The 17,688-nt window shown below is 69.6% G+C and carries 18 protein-coding genes and 1 pseudogene; 7 read left to right on the top strand and 12 right to left on the bottom strand.

Annotated elements, in window-relative coordinates:
• Positions 1-135 precede the first annotated feature (135 nt).
• Complete coding sequence (locus tag ACQPWW_RS20760; RefSeq protein ID WP_433124831.1) at positions 136-417, top strand: hypothetical protein; 282 nt, start codon at positions 136-138, stop codon at positions 415-417.
• Positions 411-1,544: a cupin domain-containing protein gene (locus ACQPWW_RS20755; RefSeq protein WP_433124830.1), complete on the top strand. Its 1,134-nt coding sequence runs from the start codon at positions 411-413 to the stop codon at positions 1,542-1,544. The genes ACQPWW_RS20760 and ACQPWW_RS20755 overlap by 7 nt, the downstream gene beginning before the upstream one ends.
• A gap of 24 nt (positions 1,545-1,568) precedes the next feature.
• On the opposite strand, the gene ACQPWW_RS20750 is transcribed toward ACQPWW_RS20755, so the two are convergent.
• From ACQPWW_RS20750 to ACQPWW_RS20730, 5 genes are all read right to left on the bottom strand, one after another.
• Positions 1,569-3,032, bottom strand: coding sequence for a PepSY-associated TM helix domain-containing protein (locus ACQPWW_RS20750; protein ID WP_433134459.1), 1,464 nt, complete (start codon positions 3,030-3,032; stop codon positions 1,569-1,571).
• 99 nt (positions 3,033-3,131) lie between these two features.
• The gene (locus tag ACQPWW_RS20745) at positions 3,132-3,731 is read right to left on the bottom strand and encodes a copper resistance CopC family protein (RefSeq protein WP_433124828.1); all 600 of its coding nucleotides are present in this window, start codon (positions 3,729-3,731) and stop codon (positions 3,132-3,134) included.
• Complete coding sequence (locus ACQPWW_RS20740) at positions 3,728-4,942, bottom strand: Dyp-type peroxidase (RefSeq protein ID WP_433124827.1); 1,215 nt, start codon at positions 4,940-4,942, stop codon at positions 3,728-3,730. Before ACQPWW_RS20740 ends, ACQPWW_RS20745 begins: the two co-directional genes overlap by 4 nt.
• 23 nt (positions 4,943-4,965) lie before the next feature.
• Positions 4,966-5,565, bottom strand: a complete 600-nt coding sequence (locus ACQPWW_RS20735; protein WP_433124826.1) for a copper chaperone PCu(A)C — start codon at positions 5,563-5,565, stop codon at positions 4,966-4,968.
• Between the two features lie 65 nt (positions 5,566-5,630).
• A complete protein-coding gene (locus ACQPWW_RS20730; protein WP_433124825.1) occupies positions 5,631-7,667 on the bottom strand; it encodes a copper resistance protein CopC in 2,037 nt (678 codons plus the stop codon).
• 280 nt (positions 7,668-7,947) lie between these two features.
• On the opposite strand from ACQPWW_RS20730, the gene ACQPWW_RS20725 reads away from it, so the two are divergent.
• The 3 genes from ACQPWW_RS20725 (at position 7,948) to ACQPWW_RS20715 (ending at position 10,320) form a co-directional block, all read left to right on the top strand.
• On the top strand, positions 7,948-8,934 hold the full coding sequence (locus ACQPWW_RS20725; protein WP_433134457.1) for a zinc-dependent alcohol dehydrogenase family protein: 987 nt from the start codon (positions 7,948-7,950) through the stop codon (positions 8,932-8,934).
• 186 nt (positions 8,935-9,120) lie between these two features.
• Positions 9,121-9,732 (top strand): SMI1/KNR4 family protein, encoded by a 612-nt coding sequence (locus tag ACQPWW_RS20720; protein WP_433124824.1) that lies wholly within the window; start codon positions 9,121-9,123, stop codon positions 9,730-9,732.
• Between the two features lie 99 nt (positions 9,733-9,831).
• Positions 9,832-10,320, top strand: a complete 489-nt coding sequence (locus ACQPWW_RS20715) for a hypothetical protein (RefSeq protein WP_433124823.1) — start codon at positions 9,832-9,834, stop codon at positions 10,318-10,320.
• Here the strand turns inward: ACQPWW_RS20715 and ACQPWW_RS20710 are convergent.
• The 6 genes and pseudogenes from ACQPWW_RS20710 to ACQPWW_RS20685 form a co-directional block, all read right to left on the bottom strand.
• Positions 10,317-10,760 carry an ankyrin repeat domain-containing protein gene (locus tag ACQPWW_RS20710; RefSeq protein ID WP_433124822.1) on the bottom strand — a complete coding sequence of 148 codons (444 nt, stop codon included), beginning with the start codon at positions 10,758-10,760 and terminating at the stop codon, positions 10,317-10,319. The two genes, ACQPWW_RS20715 and ACQPWW_RS20710, sit on opposite strands and share 4 nt — an antisense overlap.
• A gap of 135 nt (positions 10,761-10,895) precedes the next feature.
• A complete protein-coding gene (locus tag ACQPWW_RS20705; protein WP_433124821.1) occupies positions 10,896-11,915 on the bottom strand; it encodes a hypothetical protein in 1,020 nt (339 codons plus the stop codon).
• Positions 11,916-12,000: 85 nt separating this feature from the next.
• The gene (locus tag ACQPWW_RS20700; RefSeq protein WP_433124820.1) at positions 12,001-12,696 is read right to left on the bottom strand and encodes a VOC family protein; all 696 of its coding nucleotides are present in this window, start codon (positions 12,694-12,696) and stop codon (positions 12,001-12,003) included.
• A 160-nt stretch (positions 12,697-12,856) separates the two neighbouring features.
• Positions 12,857-12,988, bottom strand: a pseudogene (locus ACQPWW_RS20695) (site-specific integrase); the annotation flags it as partial.
• Positions 12,989-12,997: 9 nt separating this feature from the next.
• Positions 12,998-13,396: a VOC family protein gene (locus tag ACQPWW_RS20690; protein WP_433124819.1), complete on the bottom strand. Its 399-nt coding sequence runs from the start codon at positions 13,394-13,396 to the stop codon at positions 12,998-13,000.
• Positions 13,397-13,740: 344 nt separating this feature from the next.
• Entirely contained in the window at positions 13,741-14,688 is a 948-nt protein-coding gene (locus ACQPWW_RS20685; protein WP_433124818.1) for an NADP-dependent oxidoreductase, read from the bottom strand.
• A gap of 101 nt (positions 14,689-14,789) precedes the next feature.
• On the opposite strand from ACQPWW_RS20685, the gene ACQPWW_RS20680 reads away from it, so the two are divergent.
• Positions 14,790-15,353, top strand: a complete 564-nt coding sequence (locus tag ACQPWW_RS20680; RefSeq protein WP_433124817.1) for a TetR/AcrR family transcriptional regulator — start codon at positions 14,790-14,792, stop codon at positions 15,351-15,353.
• Positions 15,354-15,611: 258 nt separating this feature from the next.
• Here the strand turns inward: ACQPWW_RS20680 and ACQPWW_RS20675 are convergent, their stop codons facing one another.
• The gene (locus ACQPWW_RS20675; protein ID WP_433124816.1) at positions 15,612-16,070 is read right to left on the bottom strand and encodes a hypothetical protein; all 459 of its coding nucleotides are present in this window, start codon (positions 16,068-16,070) and stop codon (positions 15,612-15,614) included.
• A gap of 199 nt (positions 16,071-16,269) precedes the next feature.
• On the opposite strand from ACQPWW_RS20675, the gene ACQPWW_RS20670 reads away from it, so the two are divergent.
• Positions 16,270-17,481, top strand: a complete 1,212-nt coding sequence (locus tag ACQPWW_RS20670) for a helix-turn-helix domain-containing protein (protein WP_433134455.1) — start codon at positions 16,270-16,272, stop codon at positions 17,479-17,481.
• The last annotated feature ends 207 nt before the right edge of the window (positions 17,482-17,688 follow it).

Genomic DNA, 17,688 nt, shown 5'->3' with positions numbered 1-17,688 from the left:
GCGTCCGGAGCGGGCGACCGGATCGACGAACCGGCCCGATTGCGCTGGTTGGCCCCCGCCGTCCCCTATCTGACCTGCGGTAATGGCGCGATCACGCGATGCGACGACGACGGTTGGGCCCCGATCATCGAGAGTATGACCCCACCGACCCAGCTTCCCGGCCGGTACCGACTCCGGGTCGTCATGCTGGCTCTCGTCCTCTTCGCCGGCACCGGGGCGGGTGGACACGCTCCGCCGTGGACCCGCCTCGTGCTGGTGGCGACCGCGGCGGCGGTTCCCGCCGCGATCGCGGCGGCGTACGGCTGGCCGGCGGTGCGCGCCTTCCTGGGGCTGCCGTCCCGGCTACGCCCGCGAAGTGGATCCCTTCCCGCGCCCAGTCCGGGCCCACCGGAAGTAAGGAGACAGCGATCATGGTGAACAGCGATCCCGAGCCGCGCCGCGGCGACCAGGGGGCCCCGCCCTTCGCGGGCCGTAACGTCGCCCTCGAGCGGCAGAACCCCGATCTGCTGGTGCCGCCCACTACCGACAGCCGTTTGGTGCCCAACCTCAAGTTCTCGTTCTCCCAGGCGCACACCCGGGTGGAGAAGGGTGGCTGGACCCGCGAGGTCACCAGTCGCGACCTTCCCGTCGCCACCCAGTTGGCGGGTGTCCAGTTCGGCCTGGAGCCGGGCGCGTACCGGGAGATCCACTGGCATCAGCAGTCGGAGTGGGCGTACATGCTCAGCGGCAGTTGCCGGATCAGCGCCGTCGACCACGAAGGACGCAACTTCATCGAGGACGTCAAGGCCGGTGACCTGTGGTTCTTTCCGCAGGGCGTGCCGCACAACATCCAGGCGCTCGCCGACGGCGCCCAGTTCCTCCTGGTCTTCGACGACGGCGCCTTCTCGGAGAACAACACGTTCCTGCTCAGCGACTTCTTCGCCCACACACCTCGGCACGTCCTCGCGAAGAACTTCGGCTGGACGATGGAGCAGATGGAGAACCTGCCCGAACGGGAGAAGTACATCTTCCAGGGCGACGTCCCACCGTCCCTGCAACAGGACCGGGTGATCAGCCCCACCGGCGACATCCCGCGCAGCTTCAAACACCGGATGACCGCGCAGACGCCGCAGCGTTTCCGGGGCGGAACGGTCCGGGTCACCGACTCGACGAACTTCGCCGCGTCCGTGACCACCGCTGCCGCGCTCGTCGAGGTCGAGCCCGGTGGGATGCGCGAGTTGCACTGGCACCCGACCACCGACGAGTGGCAGTACTACATCTCCGGGACCGGTCGGATGGGTGTCTTCGCCGCGCAGGCCGCCGCCCGGACGTTCGACTTCCAGGCCGGCGACGTGGGCTACGTGCCGTTCGCGTACGGCCACTACATCGAGAACACCGGTGACGAGCCGCTGGTGTTCCTGGAGATGTTCCGGCATCCCCGCTTCGAGGACATCTCGGTGATGCAGTGGATGGCCAACACACCCCACGAGGTCATCGCGGACACGATCAACGTGCCGAAGTCGATAGTCGACGAGCTGCCGACCACCAAACAGGTGGTTATCTGACCCGGTGACGACCGGACCGGCGGATCAACTCCTGACGGGTGCCGGCGAGGTGGGCGCCTGGGTGGGTCGCCGGCGTCGAGACACCGCCCCCACGACGACGTCGATGACGAGGAACGCGAGCAGGGTGAGCCCGAACAGGGGTAGCGCCCAGCCGATCGCCACGGTCACCGGTACGCCGATGAGCAGCGCCCAGAGCGGCAGGCCGCGTACGCCGCCCCGGGCCGGCGGGGTGCCGGCGAGGGCGCGTCGGCCGGTGCGGGTGGGTCGGCGTTGCCACCACATGCGGTAGCCCCAGACGATGACGCAGAGCAGCCCGAGGGCGAGCGCGGCGAGCAGGATCTGGTTGACCAGGCCGAAGAGCAGACCCATGTGGGCCTGGACGCCGAGGCCGCTCAGTTGGGCAAGCAGGGGCCAGTCGGCGAAGTCGCTGCGGGCGGTGACCGTGTTGGCGGCCGGGTCGACGGCGACGCGGTCCTTGGCGACCGGCCAGGTGTTGTCGGTCTGCGTGACGGTCCAGGCGAGGCCCGGCTCCGGTGCGGGGACGATCTCGACCGGTCCGGAGAGTCCCGCGTCGCGGGCGACTGTCAGGACCCGATCGAAGGCCGCCGACTCGACAGTCCCGCCCTCCCCGGCGTCACCGTGGTGGTGGCCGCCGCCCGCCTCGACGGGGACGGCGGCGAGGCTTGTGGAGATCTCCGGCGTGCGGGCGTCGAGCGCGTCGAGACCGGAGGTGAAGTTCGCGCCGGCGTAGCGGGACCAGGTCAGGCCGGTGGCCGAGAGGAAGAGCAGGCCGACGGCGAGCCAGACGCCGGTGGTGGCGTGCCAACCCCGGGTGCGGCGAACGCCCCGGCCCGTGGACAGGTCCGGCACGAGCAGGTGCCGGGCGGTGGCTCGGGCGGCGCCGCATCGACGCCACCAGAGGACGACCCCGCCCAGCGCCATCACCCACAGCCAGCTCGCGGCCAGCTCGGAGTAGTGCTCACCCACCGAGCCCAGGTGCAGGTGGCGGTGCAGGTCGTCCAGCCAGGTCGCGGCGGGCGTGGAGCCGAACCAGGTGGTGAGCTGCCCCTGGGACTCGGCGGTGTACGGGTTGACGTAGACGGTGTGCTGCTTCTCGCCGAGTTCCGGCAGGGAGAACACCACCTTGGTGGTCCGGTCGCCGTCACCGGGCTGTACGGCGGTGATGCTGCCGGCGGGGTGCGCGTTGCGGGCGGCCCCGACCTGCTCGGCCAACGGGAGCTGACGCTCACCCACCTGGGCGACGGTCAGCTGCTCGCCATAGAGCATCGCGTCGAGCTGCGGGGTGGTGGTGTAGGCCAGCCCGGTCAGCGCGGCGACCACCAGGAACGGAGCGACGAGGATGCCGGCGTAGAAGTGCAGTCGCAGCAGCAGCACGCCGAACGGTGACGTACGCCGGGGCGGCCGGGCGGTCCTCTCGGATGTGGTCGGTTCTGGCGTCGCCGTGCCGGACAACTCGGTAAGAGACATGGTGATCCGATCGGAAGAGTTGGGAAGCACCCGAAGGCCCTTCCCGTACTGGTCTGGTCGCCCGGTGGTGTGTCGCGTCGGCCCTCTCTGGTAGTCGGGTCACCGGCGCTGCCGGTTCCCGACCCGCCACCGCAGCCCGGCCGCCACCACGACGAGGACGGCCAGCGCGGCACCCGCGACGAGTACGCCGGCACCCGGGCCACCGCCGCTCTTCACCGCCGCGACGGCGGACGGGGTGGCCGCCGACGTACCGGCGTCGGCAACCGGCGCGGCGCCGGACGTGGGGTCGGCCACCGTGAACGGGTACGACCCCTGGACCGGGTGTCCGTCGGTGGAGACGACCCGGTAGGCGACCGTGTACCTGCCGTTGGGCAGCGTGTCGGTCACCGGGACCGTGCTCCTCGCCCCGGTGACCACCGGCTCGCCGGTGGCGAGCTTCCGGCTGGCGGCGTCGGTGAGCACGATGGTCGTGAAACCGGGGTCGAGCCGTTGCAGGAATTCGAGAGCGATCTCGGTCGGCGCGCTCGGTAGGGTCGCGTCCCGAGCCGGCGTCGACGCCGTGAGCGAGTTGTGCGCCCAGGCCGGGGCGGCTGGGATGAGCAGCGCCACGACGACGGCGAGCACCGCCGCGCCGAGCCGGACGGCGGCGGGGCGGAGCAGCCGTACGCACCTGGTGCGGTCTCCGGTCGGCGCGGTCATCCGAGCACCTGCTCGCCGACCCAGCCACCCGGCGGACATCCCGGTGGGATGGCGAAGACGGCGGACCCGATCGGCGTGGTCCATTCGTTGAGCAGGTCCCGCTCGGCCAGCCGGCGTTGGATGGGCAGGAACTGCCGGGCGATGTCGGCCTGGTACGAGGTGAAGATCAATCCGCTGTCGGCGTGACCCTCGGCCGTCGGCACACCGTCGTAGTTGTAGGGCCGGCGCAGGATCTTCAGCCGGTCGTCGGTGACCCGGGCCCTGGTGAGATGGGAGAAGTCGGGGATGACGGTGAGCCCGTCGGGGCCGGTGGCGGCGAAGTCGGGCTCGTCGTGTTCGGCGGTGCCGGTCAACGGGGCGCCGGTGTCGAGCCGCCGCCCGATGGCGAGTTCGCGATCGGCGCGGCCGAGCAGGTCCCAGGTCTCCATGTTCATGCTGATGCGCCGCACCACCAGGGTGGTGCTGTCGCGAAGCCACGCCGGGCCGTCCGGCACCCAGAGGGCCGTGTCCAGCGGGGTGCCGGGCCGGGGGTTGGCGGTGCCGTCGAGCTGGCCGAACAGGTTGCGTTGCGTGTGGCCGTCCGGCTCGACGCCGGGGCTGCGCCGGAAGCCCCGCTGGACCCACCGGACGGTGGCGAAGGGCCGGCTGTCCTTGAGGAGGACTCGTTGGGCGTGGGCGACGGTCACCGCGTCGTCCGCGCAGATCTGCACCAGCAGGTCGCCGCCGGACCAGGCCGGCTGGAGGCGGTCGACGCGGAACGGGGGCAGGTCGTTGACCGAGGCCGGGCGCCGATCGTCGACACCGGCGGCCCGGTACAGGCCGGGGCCGAACCCGAAGGTCACTGTCAGCCGGGCCGGCAGCAGCCCGAGTTCGGCTTCGGTGTCGGCCAGCGCGGGCTGGCCCCGGGTGAGCCGGACCGCGTCGTCGGTGAGCAGTCGCAGCATCCGACTCAGCGCGGCCCGGTCGGTGGCGGCCCGCAGGGTCAACGCGACGAATGCCGCGTGCGCCTGCGGTTCGGTGGCGACGCCGGCCTGCCGGGCACCGTGAAACGGCTCGACCAGGCCGCCGACGGTCGCCGCCAGCGTTGGGTCGGCAGTTGTCGCCGACGGTGGGCCGGCCTTCCCGGCGCGGGCCACGGCGATCCCGGCACCGCCGGCCACGGCACCGCCGACGGTGAGAGCCCCGCCGGTGAGCAGGCCACGCCTGCTCACCGGCCGCACGGGTGACGTCTCGGTCACGATGCCGGGCTCATGCTCATCCCCGGCGTCGCGCTCCTGCCAGGCATGGGCTCGCCGTGCCCGGGGGCGTAGCTCTCCTGCGCGCCGGTGAACGGCTTGGCCACCGCGCGGAACTGCTGGGTCCGGCCGTCGGCGAAGGCCAGGGTGAAGGTCACCTCGTCGCCGGCCCGGACGGGCCTGGTGAGGTTCATCAGCATCAGGTGATCGCCACCGGGCTCCAGCGCGTGCGTGCCCCTGGCCTTGATGACGATGCCGCCCTGCTTCTGCCGCATGACCATCGTGCCGTCCTTCATGGCCATCTCGTGCAGCTCCATCGACGACACCGAGGTCGCGACGCCGGTGACCGTGACATCGCTGTCGCCGTCGTTGACAAGGGTCCCGAAGGCCGCCGTCATCCCCTTGTCGGCGGCCTTCACCCACGGGTCACGAATGCCGAGCACACCGGCGTCCGGGTTGGCCGAGGCCGACCCGGACGGCCCCGGCCGCGCCGCCGCCGGGGCGTCGGACGAGTCGCAACCGGTGACGCCCACCGCCAGGATCGCGGCGGTGAGGACGATGGCCGAGCGGCGTGAACCGAGCGGGCTGGTGGTGCGCATGTGTTCTTCCTCCGATGATCGCTGCTGGCTGGGTGGTCGGCCGCGACGGGGAGAAAGTTCCGGTCTCAGGGCACGTTGATCGTGAACTCGGCGGTGTGCACAGTGCCGGCGATCTGGAAGTCGAAGAAGGCCCGGAACCGGCCCGAGCTGGGGGCGGTCAGCCAGAACTTGACCGACCCGTCGACCAGCTCCGGCTCGGGGTGGACGTGCACGTACCCGAGGTCGCCCTCGCGGACGACGACCAGGTGCCCGTACGCGCCCAGGTACGGCTCCAACTGCGCCGGCGTGGTCGGGCCGGCGCTGACCTGGAAATGCATCGGCGCCGTCACCCCCACCGTCGGGGTGCCGTTCATCGACACCGCGTACGGCCCGGCCGTCGTCTGGGCCTGCGCCGGCGGCAGCGCGGTCGGGGCGTGCGCGCCGGGCACCGTGTGGTCGACGCCCAGCACGAGAGGCAGCTGCGTGCCGTTGGCCGCGGTCACGGAGAAGTCGGCGTAGACGCGGTAGCCGCCGGGCCGGGCCAGCGTCAGGGGGACGCTCCAGGTGCCGTCGGACGCCATCGTCGGGTGCAGGTGCTGGTAGCCGGACAGGTCACGGCCGACAACGATCAGGTGCAACGGCTTGTCGTGGACGACCGCGAAGCGGGTCGCCGGCTGCCGGTCGGTCCCGACGATGCGGAACCGGTAGTCCGTGCGTACCCCAGGTGGTTGGGACCGCTCCAGCGGTTGCAGGGTGTACCCGCCGGCGCTGACCATGGTCCCGGTCGCCAGCGTCTCGCCCGTTGCGCCGTCACCCCGATGCGTGTGCGGCCCGGTGCCCGCCGGGTGTTGGTGCCCGTCGGTCGCGGACATCGCCTGTCCCGACGCGGGCGCGGCCCCCGCGGGCTGTCGCCCGCCGCTGGCCGCGGGGCTGTCGCTGGCGACGCCGAGACGGGCCAGCCCGAAACCGGCAAGCAGGGCCGCCACCAGCCCACCGACGAGCAGCGCCAGGTGGGTGTTGCTCAGCCGCGACCCGGGCGTCACGGCGGCGAGGTCCGTGTCGGGCCGGGGTTCGGAGCCGACAGTCGGATCGCCGTCCGTGGTGGCGAGGGCCTCCGCCCCCTGCCCGGTCGGCGTCGGCTCGACCGCGACGCCCGTGCGGGCCGAGACGACCGGGTCGCCCCTGCGCGCGGCCGGCACGCTGGTGGGTCGCCGCTTGTCGCCCGCGGCCTGCGCGACGACGCCGGCCTTGCCGCCGCCGGCCTTGCCGCCGCTGGCGCTGCCGCCGCCGGGCTTGCCGCCGCCGGCCTTGTTCGGGGAACGGGCGCCGCCGCCGCGTCGACCCGAGGTCGCCGACGAGGTACGGCCCCGGCCGGCGGGTTTGCCGGCGGAAGCCGATCGGCGACGCCAACCGACGAATCCGGCCACCGCCACGGCTGCCGCGACCGCCGCCGCCCAGCCGGCCCAGGCCAGTGCTCCGGGGCCGCTCTCCTCGGTCGACTCGCTCGCAGGGGCCGTCGCGACCGCGACCGGATCGGCCGCGGTGGTCGGCACCGCCGAGGCGCCCCCGGACGTGTTGTGCTGCTCGGCGGCGGCCACCAGCGCCGGGTCCGGCTGGGTCGACGGCGGGTTCCACCCCTGCGGGGCGGCCGTCGTCCGGCCGTTGTAGCGAAAGGTCAGGGTGCCCCGCACGGGGTCGCCGTCCGAGGCGAGCGACAGGTAGCTCACCGAGTACTGGCCCTTGGCGGGCAGGTGGGCGACGGTCACCACTGCGGGAAACCCCGTCGTGTATTCCCGTGGCTCGAACTTCCCGTCGACCAGGAAGTACTCCCGCACCGGCTTCTCCAGCGGCTTCGGCTCCCCGTACGACCAGCCGTTGTCGACCCGGGTGCCACCCGGCGCGGTGATCGTGAAGTACGCGTTGGCGGCGACCTTCTCGGTGAAGGACAGCCGCACCGAGGTCAACGGCTCGCCCACCGTGGCGCCGCTCGCCGGTGTGGAGCTGGCGAGAGTCCCGTGAGCCGCGGCGGGTTGGGCGGACACGAGGAGGGCGACCGCCGAGGCGAGGAGGAGCGCGAGGAGGCCCGAGACCACCCGGCCGCAAGTCTGGGGAAGACGACGCATCTGGATATCCTCACCGCCGTGAGACTTTTTTCAAGAGGTCGCGATCTTCTTCCTCAAATGACAAAAGTCGACGATGAGGACGCGTGCCGTCGCGCCACGCCGCGCTGGGCGGACAGATTCCCTGGCCAGCCGTGCCCGCAGCGGCGCGCGCTGTTCGACGGCTGACACGCTCGGTCCGCCCGCTGTGGCGCTGGCCGGTCCGGTTCGAGGAAGCCGCCCCGTCGTCAACGCAGTCGGATAACGTCCACGTGAAGCCTCGACACGGAGAGTGTGGGTGGTTATGCGCGCTGCGGTGCTGCGGGAGTTCGACGTTCCGCTGACGGTCGAGGAGATCGACCGGCCCACCCCCGAGCGCGGGCAGGTGCTGGTCCGGATCGTCGCCAGCGGGGTCAACCCGCTCGACACGAAGATCCAGGCAGGGAAGGCCGCGCACGCGCGCATCCAACTGCCCGCGGTGCTCGGCCTGGACCTTGCCGGCGTCGTCGCGGCCGTCGGCGCGGAGGTGACGGATTTCGCGCCGGGGGACGAGGTGTACGGGCTGTGCGGGGGCGTGGGGGACCTCCAGGGCTCACTGGCCGAGTACGCGGCCGTGGACGCCCGCCTCCTGGCCCGCAAGCCGACCACCCTCTCGATGCGGGAGGCCGCCGTGTTGCCCCTGGCGGCGATCACCTCCTGGGAGGGGCTTGTCGACCGGGCCGGGGTCCGCGCCGGGCAGAAGGTGCTTGTGCACGGCGGCGCCGGCGGCGTCGGTTACGTGGGCGTCCAACTCGCCCGGGCGCGCGGTGCCGAGGCGTACGCCACGGGCGGGCCGGCGAGCATGCACCTGATCGAGAGCCTGGGCGCGGTGCCGATCGACTACACCTCGACAAGCGTCGAGGAGTACGTGCAGAGGTACACCGGGGGCGAGGGGTTCGACGTCATCGCCGACAACGTGGGCGGTCCGACCCTCGACGCCTCGTTCGCGGCGGTGCGCACCTACCACGGGCACGTGGTCAGCGCGCTGGGCTGGGGGTCGCACTCGCTCGCCCCGCTGTCGTTCCGGGGAGCGACCTATTCCGGGGTGTTCACCCTGCTGCCGATGTTGACCGGGCGCGGCCGCGACCACCAGGGCGACATTCTGCGGGAGATCGCGGCGCTGGCCGAGGCCGGCGCCCTGCGGCCGCGACTGGATCCCCGTCCGTTCACACTCGACACGATCATGGACGCCCACCGGCTGGTCGCCGGCGGCACCACTGACGGCAAAGTGGTGGTGGACGTCGTCGGCTGAGCGAGGCTGCTCGTGGGTACCGGAGCGCTCGCTGTTCCCAGCATGGCTTCTGTTCCCGGGGTCGCGGGTCGTCGGCCGTCACAGTGCCGGGATCGCGCCACATTGATGGGTGGCGCACGGTCCTGTCGGTGTGTGTTCGCTGCCGACGGATCGCCGGCTCGACGAACGGCTACCTACACTTCGCCTGTGACACCAGTGACGGAGGCATGGGTTCGGATCGAGGGCTGGTTGCGACGACACGCGCCCGCGAGCATCGATGTGCTGGCCCCACCAGCGGCCCAGGAATCGATCACCGCCGCCGAAGCTGAGCTCGGCCTGTCGTTTCCCACCGAACTTGTCGAGTCGCTGCGCCGGCACGACGGCCTCACAGAGTGGGCGAACATCCTGCCGGAAGCGGCTCCGCTCTCCGTCGTCGGCATCGTGGAGCATCGCCAGATGCGCATGGATATCGCACCCGACGTCGATGGTTTCGCTCGGCACGGTGCCGAGTCAGAGCCGTGGTGGCATGAGCGTTGGCTTCCATTCGGGAACGGCGACTGCGGTCTTCAGGTCATCGACCTGCGACCCGGACCCGGATTCGCCAACGTGGGGTGGGCGCCTACCAGCAACCCCGCAGACTTCTCGGACGCCTGGCCGTCGCTGGAGGCATACCTGACGACGGTCGCCGCCGCCCTCGAGACCGGTGGCGCGGTAGACGTCTGGTATCCGTACCTGACCATTGACGGCATGCTCTGGTGGAGCCTAGGTGGAGCAACCGAGCTCAATGGTGAGCCCTTGCGCCCTGCTCCTCAGGGCTGAATCAGGTCAGCCAACCTCGTTGCACGGGGCTTCCCGGCCGTTCTTGTCGACGGCCACCATGACATCTTTGATGCAGCAGCCTGGCGGCCGAAGGGCGAGATGAGCGATCTCTATATTCGGGTGATCCCGACAGACCCGGAGTGGCAGCCGACGGCCGAGGCGGCCGCCCCCGCGGCGGAATACGTCGCTGGTCTGTTCGCCCGGCCAGGCGATCATGTCGAGGTGGTCGAGCCGGTGTTCTACGACCGCATCACATTGATCGACGGCGGCGAGTACATGGAGAACGTCTTCTGTCCCCGGTGCGCCGCCGCGATCGGGCTGGACTGGTTCTGGGATGTGCTGATCGCGCGAAACGGCGGGCGGTGGGTCGGCGAACCGACCATCGACGACCTGGACGTTACTGTTCCCTGCTGCCGGGCCGCGCTCACGCTGCCCGAACTGCGCTTCGAAGCGCCGGTGGGGTTCGCGCGGTTCGAGCTGAGCGCCAGGAACTGGGCTCGCGGTGTCTGGGACCTCAGCGACGAAGAACTCGCCGTTACCGGTGCCATCCTTGGACATCCTGTGACGCAGGTACACGCGCACTACTAGGCCGCGTCTCGGATGTCAGCGGCGGTGGAGCAGGCGCCTGCGGCCATCAGCAGATCGGCTGTCTGTGAGTGGTCGCCGCGTAGCGCCCAGTCCAGTGGGGAGTAGCCGGTTCCTCGGTCTTCGCGAAGGTTCGGGTCTGCGCCGTGGGCGAGAAGTTCTTGCACGACGTCGGTGTGTCCCCAGGCCGCCGCGGCGCACAGGGGCGTTCCCTCCTGGCCGTGCCCGCTTTCGATGTCCGGTGCGGCACCGGCGGCAAGAAGAGGCCGCACGAGATCGACCGCGCCGTGCACGGATGCCTGGTAGAGCGGGGTCGTGCCCTCGCGGTCGGCCGCGTTGGGGTCCGCGCCGAGACGCAGGAGGGCACTGGCGACCCTTGCGTCTTCGCGGAGCACCGCCTCCATCAGGCGCTTGGCGAGCTTCTTTCGCCGTCGCTTGTTCACGGCTTCAGGGTAGGTGCCGCTCGATGTCGTGGTGCCGGCGCGGACGCGGAGCACGCAGTGGAACCGTCCGGCACGTCTGGTGAGCAACCCGTCGGCACCACCGCGATCGGTGCGGGTGCGCCGCCGGGAACGAGGTCACTTCCTGACTTCCTGTCCTGGGTAGAGGCGTCGCCTCATGCCCGGCGCCGAGCTGCTCGTGGGCGTCGGGGCCTGGAGGGATGTCGGCGGTGGCGCGACGGCCTCCAACGGCCCTGGGATACCCAACTCCTCCACCACCCGGATCCTCTGCGCCGGTATCTCTTCCCTGGTCTGGAAGTTGTTCGCGTCGCCGCTGTGGTCGTGGCGCCACGCGTCGTTGCCGTCGACGTCGTTCTTCGGCACGTCGAAGGCGAGGACGAGCCCGCCCTCGTCGGCGACGTCGCGCAGGGTCGGCTCGTTGCGTTTCTTCCCCATGGCCCATTCGGTGTGCTGCCGGGCGTAGGACAGTGCCAGATTGAAGTCGAGGGTGACGGTGTTCCAGCCCTTGTCCTTGCTCTCCCTGGTGACGTCGTGTTTCTCCCAGCGCTTGCAACCGATGTCGCTGCCGGCTTTGCCCGGCATCAGCCCCGCGGTCTGGATGCCGTCACCGTAGTAGTTGCACCGGTTGGTGCCGTGGTAGAACCGGTAGACGTCCGCCGGCGGCGGATTCTGGAGCGGGTTGGCCAACCGCCACAGCCGTTGTTGCACGGCGTTGCGCTCCTGAAGCGCGTCCTTCTTGAGTGTGTTCACGCCGAGGTGCTCGAATGCCGTGGCCAACCGGTACAGGATCAGCTTGTCCGCGACGGCGACGAACTCAGGCGCGGCGTACTTCGGGGACAGGACGATGGTGTTGATGCCCGGCAGGTGGTCGCTGCCGACGGGCGTGTGGAGAAGGCCCACCCTCAGTGGCATGTCGTATCTGGTTTCGAGAGCTCTCACCACGTCGGCGACCACCTGATCGGCCGCGATCCAGTGCGCCAGACGCGCGGACAGTGTCTGATCCGGGAGCGGGACTGATGGTTGCGCCGGTGCAGGGTGAGCGGTGGCGTCCCCGGAAAGGCGGGGCGGCTCGTCGGGATGGACGGACACCAGTGGGGGCCGAGGAGGCTGCTCGGTGGGTAGCTGGTTCGGCTGCATTCCGTGACGTTACGCATAGCAATCGCCGTGAATAGTCAAGTAGTCATCCATCGGACCCGGGGAGGCCTTCAGCCGTCAGCCCGGTCTACGAATCGTCTCGGCCCTGCCAGGTCGTCACACAAGCCTCGTTACCCTCGATATCGGCGAGAACCCAGAAGGCGGGAGCATGGGACGCGGATACAAGCCGGCCGCCGGCCGCCAGCGCGGCTTCGATCCGCCGTGGTGACTCGTCGTGCGGGACGCAGATGTCGAGGTGGATGCGATTCCGGTCCGGGCGTGGCTGATCCATTTGTTGAAACCACATCGCCGGACCCTGCCCGACCGGGTCGACGATCGGATCCATGGGACCGTCGGCTCCCGCCTCGTCCGTGTAGCCCAGCACGGCCTTCCAGAACGGCCGTACCGCTGCGATGTCGAGCGCGTCGATAGCGATCTCCACGAGCTGGACCGACCGCGGCGCTCCCGTGCCAATCTCAGGCGCTGTCCGTAGCCCGGCTTTCCGCATGGCGGCGGAAAGCCGATGCGCAAGGTCGATATCGCAAGCGGTAAGCGTCGCCTGACCGAACGACTGCAGGGTCAAGACGACCCGGTCCGGCCGGATGTCAGCGCGCAGGTGTCCATCGGCGTCACTACCGCACGTCGCCACCACGCGCGCCGCCACCTCGGTTGCCTGGACCAATGAGCTGACGGGGACCGAGGTGCGCAACGCGCCTAGCAAATACCGCCATCCCTGGTCGCTGATCGCGTCCGAGGCCGCCCGCCGACTCAGTGCCTGTTCCATCTAGGCATCCTCACATGCGCCCGTACGAGGTAGCCGTGTCGTCGGTAGTGGCAGGTTCGGGCTTGGTGTTGGCGTCTTCCGCACCCAGGTAAGAGGCCGCTTCCCGATATCGGAAGGTGGACTTTCTGCTGTCGTACAGCAGCTAAGTACAGCAACGGTGTCAGTGGCCGAGTGATTCGCCAAGGCGTTTGAGGGGATCTCTGGTCGCCTTGTTTGATACCTGCGTGTAGATCTCCATCGTCACGGAGAAGCGGGCGTGCCTCAGCACCTGCATGGCGACTCTGGGGCGGACGCCCGGCCGTCAGACGTCGGCTTCGAGGGCAAAGGTATTGCCGTCTGGATCCTGGAACCACGCGATACGTCCACCGCCGGCCCGAGCTGTGATTCCCTTGGCGTCGTGTTCGAGCTGGTCATACCGGATGAACTCGACGCCGAACGAGACGAGTTCGTCAACGATCTGGTCGATGTCCTCGACGTACCATGTCGCTACTGTCGCCGGGGTCTTTCCGGCACTGACCGACTGGTACACATTCAGTGCTGGCACGCCACCAGAACCGTAGACACGGCTGCCGTCGGCGATGTTGGCGCTGGGGCCGGACCGCAGCGCCTGTAGGCGGAGTTTGCCTTCGTAGAACGCGACCGCCCGCTGTATGTCGGACACGGCGATCGAAGTTCTGAGGTGGTACGTGCTCAACGGCATGAACCACTGTCGCACACGCCCGCGCACGTACCTCGGCATCCAGATGATCCGGCAGCGCGGTGACATGATCCCCGACACGGAGGCAGCCGGAGTGGTCGGCGCACCAGCGCAGGAAGACTCGCAGGTCGGACTCGGTGTGGACGCGAGTTTGGCCACGGTAACGGCCCAGGAAGGCGGACACCGCGGCGCGCACAACGAGTTGATCGGCCAGTTCGACGTGGGAAGCGGAAGCAGGAGAGGTAGTCATACATCACCGTGCGTCACCGCAGACGATGAACACCAGCCCGCCAGGAGCGGCAGATTAGTATGATGATCTTTGCTCTCCGTAGTCGCCTTGCGGATCGTCATGTGCCTGCCCGGTCGCCGCTGACGATGAGGGCGATCTTGCCTCGGCGGGAGCCTTCGCCGGCGGTGGTGTGCGCGGCGGCAGCTTGATCGAGGGAAAACATTGCCTCGATCGGCATCCGGAAGCGGCCCTCGACGAACAGTGCCGCCGCCTCGGCAAGGCCATGGCGTCCGTCGGGTTCGCCTCCGAGCTGTCCCGTCGAGATGCGGACGCTGTGCTGGGCCGCGTTGAAGTCGGCGAGGGTCACCACCTTCGCGGGGGCGCCGGTGATCTCGATCAGTTCCGGAAGCGAGCCCGCGCCGGCGATGTCGAGAGCGCGGTCGACCTTGGTCACGCCGAGTGCGGCGATGCGATGGGGAAGGCCCAGGCCGTACGTGGTCGGGGTCGCGCCCAACTCGGTGATGAAGGCGTGGTTGTCGGACCGTCCGGTGCCGATGACGTGTGCGCCGCGTGCGGCGGCGAGTTGAACGGCGGCACTGCCGACACCGCCGGCGGCGCCGTCGATGACGATGGTCATTCCTTCGCGAAGGTCGAGGAGGTCGAGCGCCCGGGTGGCGGTTTCGATGCTTGATCCTGCGGCTCCGGCTTGTGTCCACGGCATCGCGGCGGGCTTGTGAGTCCAAAGCCGCAGTACCGCGAATTCGGCGTGGGCGCCGCCGAGCCGGGCGACGTTCACGGTGCCGAACACTTCGTCGCCCGCGGCGACACCCGTGACACCGGGTGCGACCACGTCGACGACTCCGGCCGCGTCGATGCCCGGAATGTGTGGTAGCGACAGTCGTGTGCTCATCGGGGTGGTCCCGGACCGGAGGCCGAGATCGGCTGGCGAGACTCCGCCTGCTCTCACCCGCACGCGGATCTCGCCGGCGCCGGGGTGTGGCGTGTCGGCGCTGCCGACCTGGAGAACCTCGGGGCCGCCGAACTGGTGGAACTGAAGTGCGAACACTGCTTCCTTTCCTGGCCGGACGATCCGGCTCCGCAGTACCGTAACGACAAAACGGAGCAGGTGTTCCAGATGCGGTCGAAGTGAGAGAGCAGGGGTAACGGATGTCTCGGATCGAGCGCTCGGACGCTCGGGCAAACCGTGAACGCGTCGTGAGCGCGGCGCGCGGCGCGTTCGCCGAGGGTGGGCTTGAGGTACCCGTCCGGGAGGTGGCTCGCCGTTCGTGTGTTGGTGTCGCGACCGTCTACCGGCATTTCCCGACCCGGGCGGACCTCATCACGGCGGTGCTCTCCGAGCGGGTCGCTGTGTGCAGTGCCGAGATGCGTCAGGCGCTGGTGGATCCTGATCCGTGGCGGGCGCTCTCCGGCACCATTCTGCGGTTCGCAGACCGGCAGATGCAGGACCGAGGGCTCAACGAGGCGCTGCTCGGATCACACGAAGCCGGACTCGCGTTCAGACGGGAGCGGAACGAGCACGCAGCAGCCCTCGAAACGCTCGTCGGACGGGCACACGCCGCGGGAGTTCTCCGCGAAGGTGTCGCGGTCGAAGACGTCCGAGCTGGTCTCTTGGCGATCGCTTCCTTCCGGGCGCTGCCGCCCGAAAGAAGCGCTGTGCTGATTCGAAGGCTCGGCAAACTACTGCTAGCGGGTCTTCGCGCTCCGAACTGATACCTCTCCCAAGGAATGCCTGGTAGCGCGTCCCTTCCGCTGCATCGCGTGTGGCCTCCCTTACCCGTGCGGGCAGCTGACGTGAGAATGTGGCACTTGATGGGCATCCGCTCATCGGCAGAACCGGATGTCCTTGCCTGGACGCGGCACGGGTTGGCGGGTACCGAGGGTGACGACGCACGCAGCAGCACCGGTGCGCTCGATCGGGGGTCAAGGAGTCTAGCCGTTCTAGACCGCCCCGCCGTAGTGGATGGTCGCTCAGGCTGGGGAGTGGCGGAGAAAGGAACTCGCTGCTGCCTTCATGGCCGCCACCGCTTCTTCCGGCTCCTTGTAGGTTGCGCCCCATCCGGCGTACAACTTTAGGAAGTGATCGCCGACCTCTCGCAGCTCCGGCCGTCCGGAGTAGCAGGCGTGCCAGTAGATCTCGCGCGCCAGATCCTCAGGATCACCCTTCCCGGCAAGGATGTTCGCGGCCGCTTGGTGCATGAGGTATAGCCGCGCGCCGCTCTTGCCCGGGACCGGACAGCCCAGCTCATCCATGGCTTGCCGGAACAGGTCGACGGCGTCCCGCGACTGGCCCTTCGAAAGGCCAGCTAGCTCACGCAAGCTCGGAGAGTCGACGCCTCGGGTCAGAGCATGAGCAGCCGCCATTGGCAGGTCATCGCCGATCGGCTCGTCCATCGCCAGCCGGATGCCAAGGTCGCGCAGTTGCTCCATGTCGGAGAGGCTAGGCGCCGCGCGAACCGTCCTGCGCGAGGCGTCCAGAATGTGCAAGCAAGAGGGTTCGCGGACTCGGGTTGTCGACGTGGAAACGTACGGCGTGTGAGGGCTTATGAGGCGGCAGGCAGGCCGGTAGCGTTGGTGGCGCGGCGGCTTGGACGTCGACGGTGCATCCCGCGCTATGAGGAGGTCCGGGATGGATTCCTTGCCGGAGTTGACTTTCGGGCAGCGGTTGAAGGTCTACCGGGAGCGGTCCGGTAAGACCCGCGCGGTGCTCGGCGGCTTGGTGGGGCGCAGCGCCGAGTGGGTAAAGGCAGTGGAGACCGATCGCATCCTGCCGCCGCGCATTCACATGCTGGATCACATAGCGCGTGCTCTCAAGGTCGAGGTGTCTGCCTTGGCCGGGGAGTTGAGTGCCCGATCTTCTGTGGTCAACGGGCCGGAGCATCCGGCGCTGGCGTCCGTCCGGGACGCGGTGAACCGCTTCGCAATTTCCGACGAGGGTTCCCCGGAGTCGTTGACGAGCCTGGGGGAGCGGCTTGCGGCGGCATGGCGGGCACGCCATCAGGCGTCGGATCACCGGACGGTGTTGGGTGGGTTGTTGCCGGGGCTGCTGCGCGACGTGCAGCGCGCCGCGTTGGCGTACGAGGGCGATGAGCGCCGGCGGGCTCAGGCCCTGTTGGCGGAGGCGCTCGGGCTGACGCAGATGTTCCTTGCCTACCAACCCGCTGCGGAGTTGTTGTGGCGGGTCGCTGACCGAGCGATGGTGGCGGCGCAGGAGTCCGGCGACCCGGAGGCGGTGGCGTGCGCGGGATGGTTCCTGTGCCAGGTGCATCGGGATGCCGGCGACTGGGACACCGCGATGGCGGTGACCCTGGACCTCCTGTCGGCGCTGGAGCCGCGCGCGGCCGACGGGAACACGAACCTGTTGGCACTCTGGGGTGCGCTGAACTTCGAGGCTGCCTACACCGCCGCCCGTGCTGGTGAGGAAGGCCGGGCCTGGCGGTACTGGGACCGCGCGGATCGGGTGGCGCAGCGCCTGCCGCAGGGCTTCTACCAGCCGCAGACGTCGTTCTCGCAGGTGATCATGGGCGCTCATGCGGTAACCGTGGCGGTGGAGTTGCAGAAGTCCGGTGAGGCGGTGCGACAGGCGCGCCGTCATGATCTGGCGGCAATCCCGTCGAGACCTCGCCGGGCACGCCATCTCATCGAGGTTGCGCGGGCGCACTACGGCAAGGACGACAAGGAGGCGGCCGTGACGGCTCTCCGGCAGGCGTACGAGTCGGCCCCGGAGACGATCCGCTTCAACGGGTACGCCCGTCAGATCACCGTGGACCTGCTCGACGGCCCGCGTTCCACTCGTGACGATGCCCGCGACCTTGCGCTCAAGGTCGGGCTGCTCTCGTGATCCAGGGGTAGGAACCTTACCCATTCCGCCTCGCGACCCACCGTAGCTTCTTGCTCACGGGGTGCGGTGGGCGGTCCGGGTATCGCCTGGCCGCCGCGTCCCCTCAGCGCTGAGGGCAGGAAGTCGTCCTCGTGCTCGAACGAGGGAGAGGTCCATGCGACGCGTCTCGTATGACGAATACCTCTCGGCCGCCGCGCTGACTCTCGC

It is taken from the genome of Micromonospora sp. CA-240977, assembly GCF_050942285.1.
Taxonomy (GTDB): domain Bacteria; phylum Actinomycetota; class Actinomycetes; order Mycobacteriales; family Micromonosporaceae; genus Micromonospora.
This window is presented reverse-complemented; position numbering and strand designations above follow the sequence as displayed.

What these genes read in the sequence shown, in the direction of transcription:
- ACQPWW_RS20760 (WP_433124831.1), top strand. Translation starts at nt 136, where the DNA reads ATGACCCCACCGACCCAGCTTCCCGGCCGGTACCGACTCCGGGTCGTC.
- ACQPWW_RS20755 (WP_433124830.1), top strand. Translation starts at nt 411, where the DNA reads ATGGTGAACAGCGATCCCGAGCCGCGCCGCGGCGACCAGGGGGCCCCG.
- ACQPWW_RS20750 (WP_433134459.1), bottom strand. Translation starts at nt 3,032, where the DNA reads ATGTCTCTTACCGAGTTGTCCGGCACGGCGACGCCAGAACCGACCACA.
- ACQPWW_RS20745 (WP_433124828.1), bottom strand. Translation starts at nt 3,731, where the DNA reads ATGACCGCGCCGACCGGAGACCGCACCAGGTGCGTACGGCTGCTCCGC.
- ACQPWW_RS20735 (WP_433124826.1), bottom strand. Translation starts at nt 5,565, where the DNA reads ATGCGCACCACCAGCCCGCTCGGTTCACGCCGCTCGGCCATCGTCCTC.
- ACQPWW_RS20730 (WP_433124825.1), bottom strand. Translation starts at nt 7,667, where the DNA reads ATGCGTCGTCTTCCCCAGACTTGCGGCCGGGTGGTCTCGGGCCTCCTC.
- ACQPWW_RS20725 (WP_433134457.1), top strand. Translation starts at nt 7,948, where the DNA reads ATGCGCGCTGCGGTGCTGCGGGAGTTCGACGTTCCGCTGACGGTCGAG.
- ACQPWW_RS20715 (WP_433124823.1), top strand. Translation starts at nt 9,832, where the DNA reads ATGAGCGATCTCTATATTCGGGTGATCCCGACAGACCCGGAGTGGCAG.
- ACQPWW_RS20705 (WP_433124821.1), bottom strand. Translation starts at nt 11,915, where the DNA reads ATGCAGCCGAACCAGCTACCCACCGAGCAGCCTCCTCGGCCCCCACTG.
- ACQPWW_RS20700 (WP_433124820.1), bottom strand. Translation starts at nt 12,696, where the DNA reads ATGGAACAGGCACTGAGTCGGCGGGCGGCCTCGGACGCGATCAGCGAC.
- ACQPWW_RS20690 (WP_433124819.1), bottom strand. Translation starts at nt 13,396, where the DNA reads ATGCCGTTGAGCACGTACCACCTCAGAACTTCGATCGCCGTGTCCGAC.
- ACQPWW_RS20680 (WP_433124817.1), top strand. Translation starts at nt 14,790, where the DNA reads ATGTCTCGGATCGAGCGCTCGGACGCTCGGGCAAACCGTGAACGCGTC.
- ACQPWW_RS20675 (WP_433124816.1), bottom strand. Translation starts at nt 16,070, where the DNA reads ATGGAGCAACTGCGCGACCTTGGCATCCGGCTGGCGATGGACGAGCCG.
- ACQPWW_RS20670 (WP_433134455.1), top strand. Translation starts at nt 16,270, where the DNA reads ATGGATTCCTTGCCGGAGTTGACTTTCGGGCAGCGGTTGAAGGTCTAC.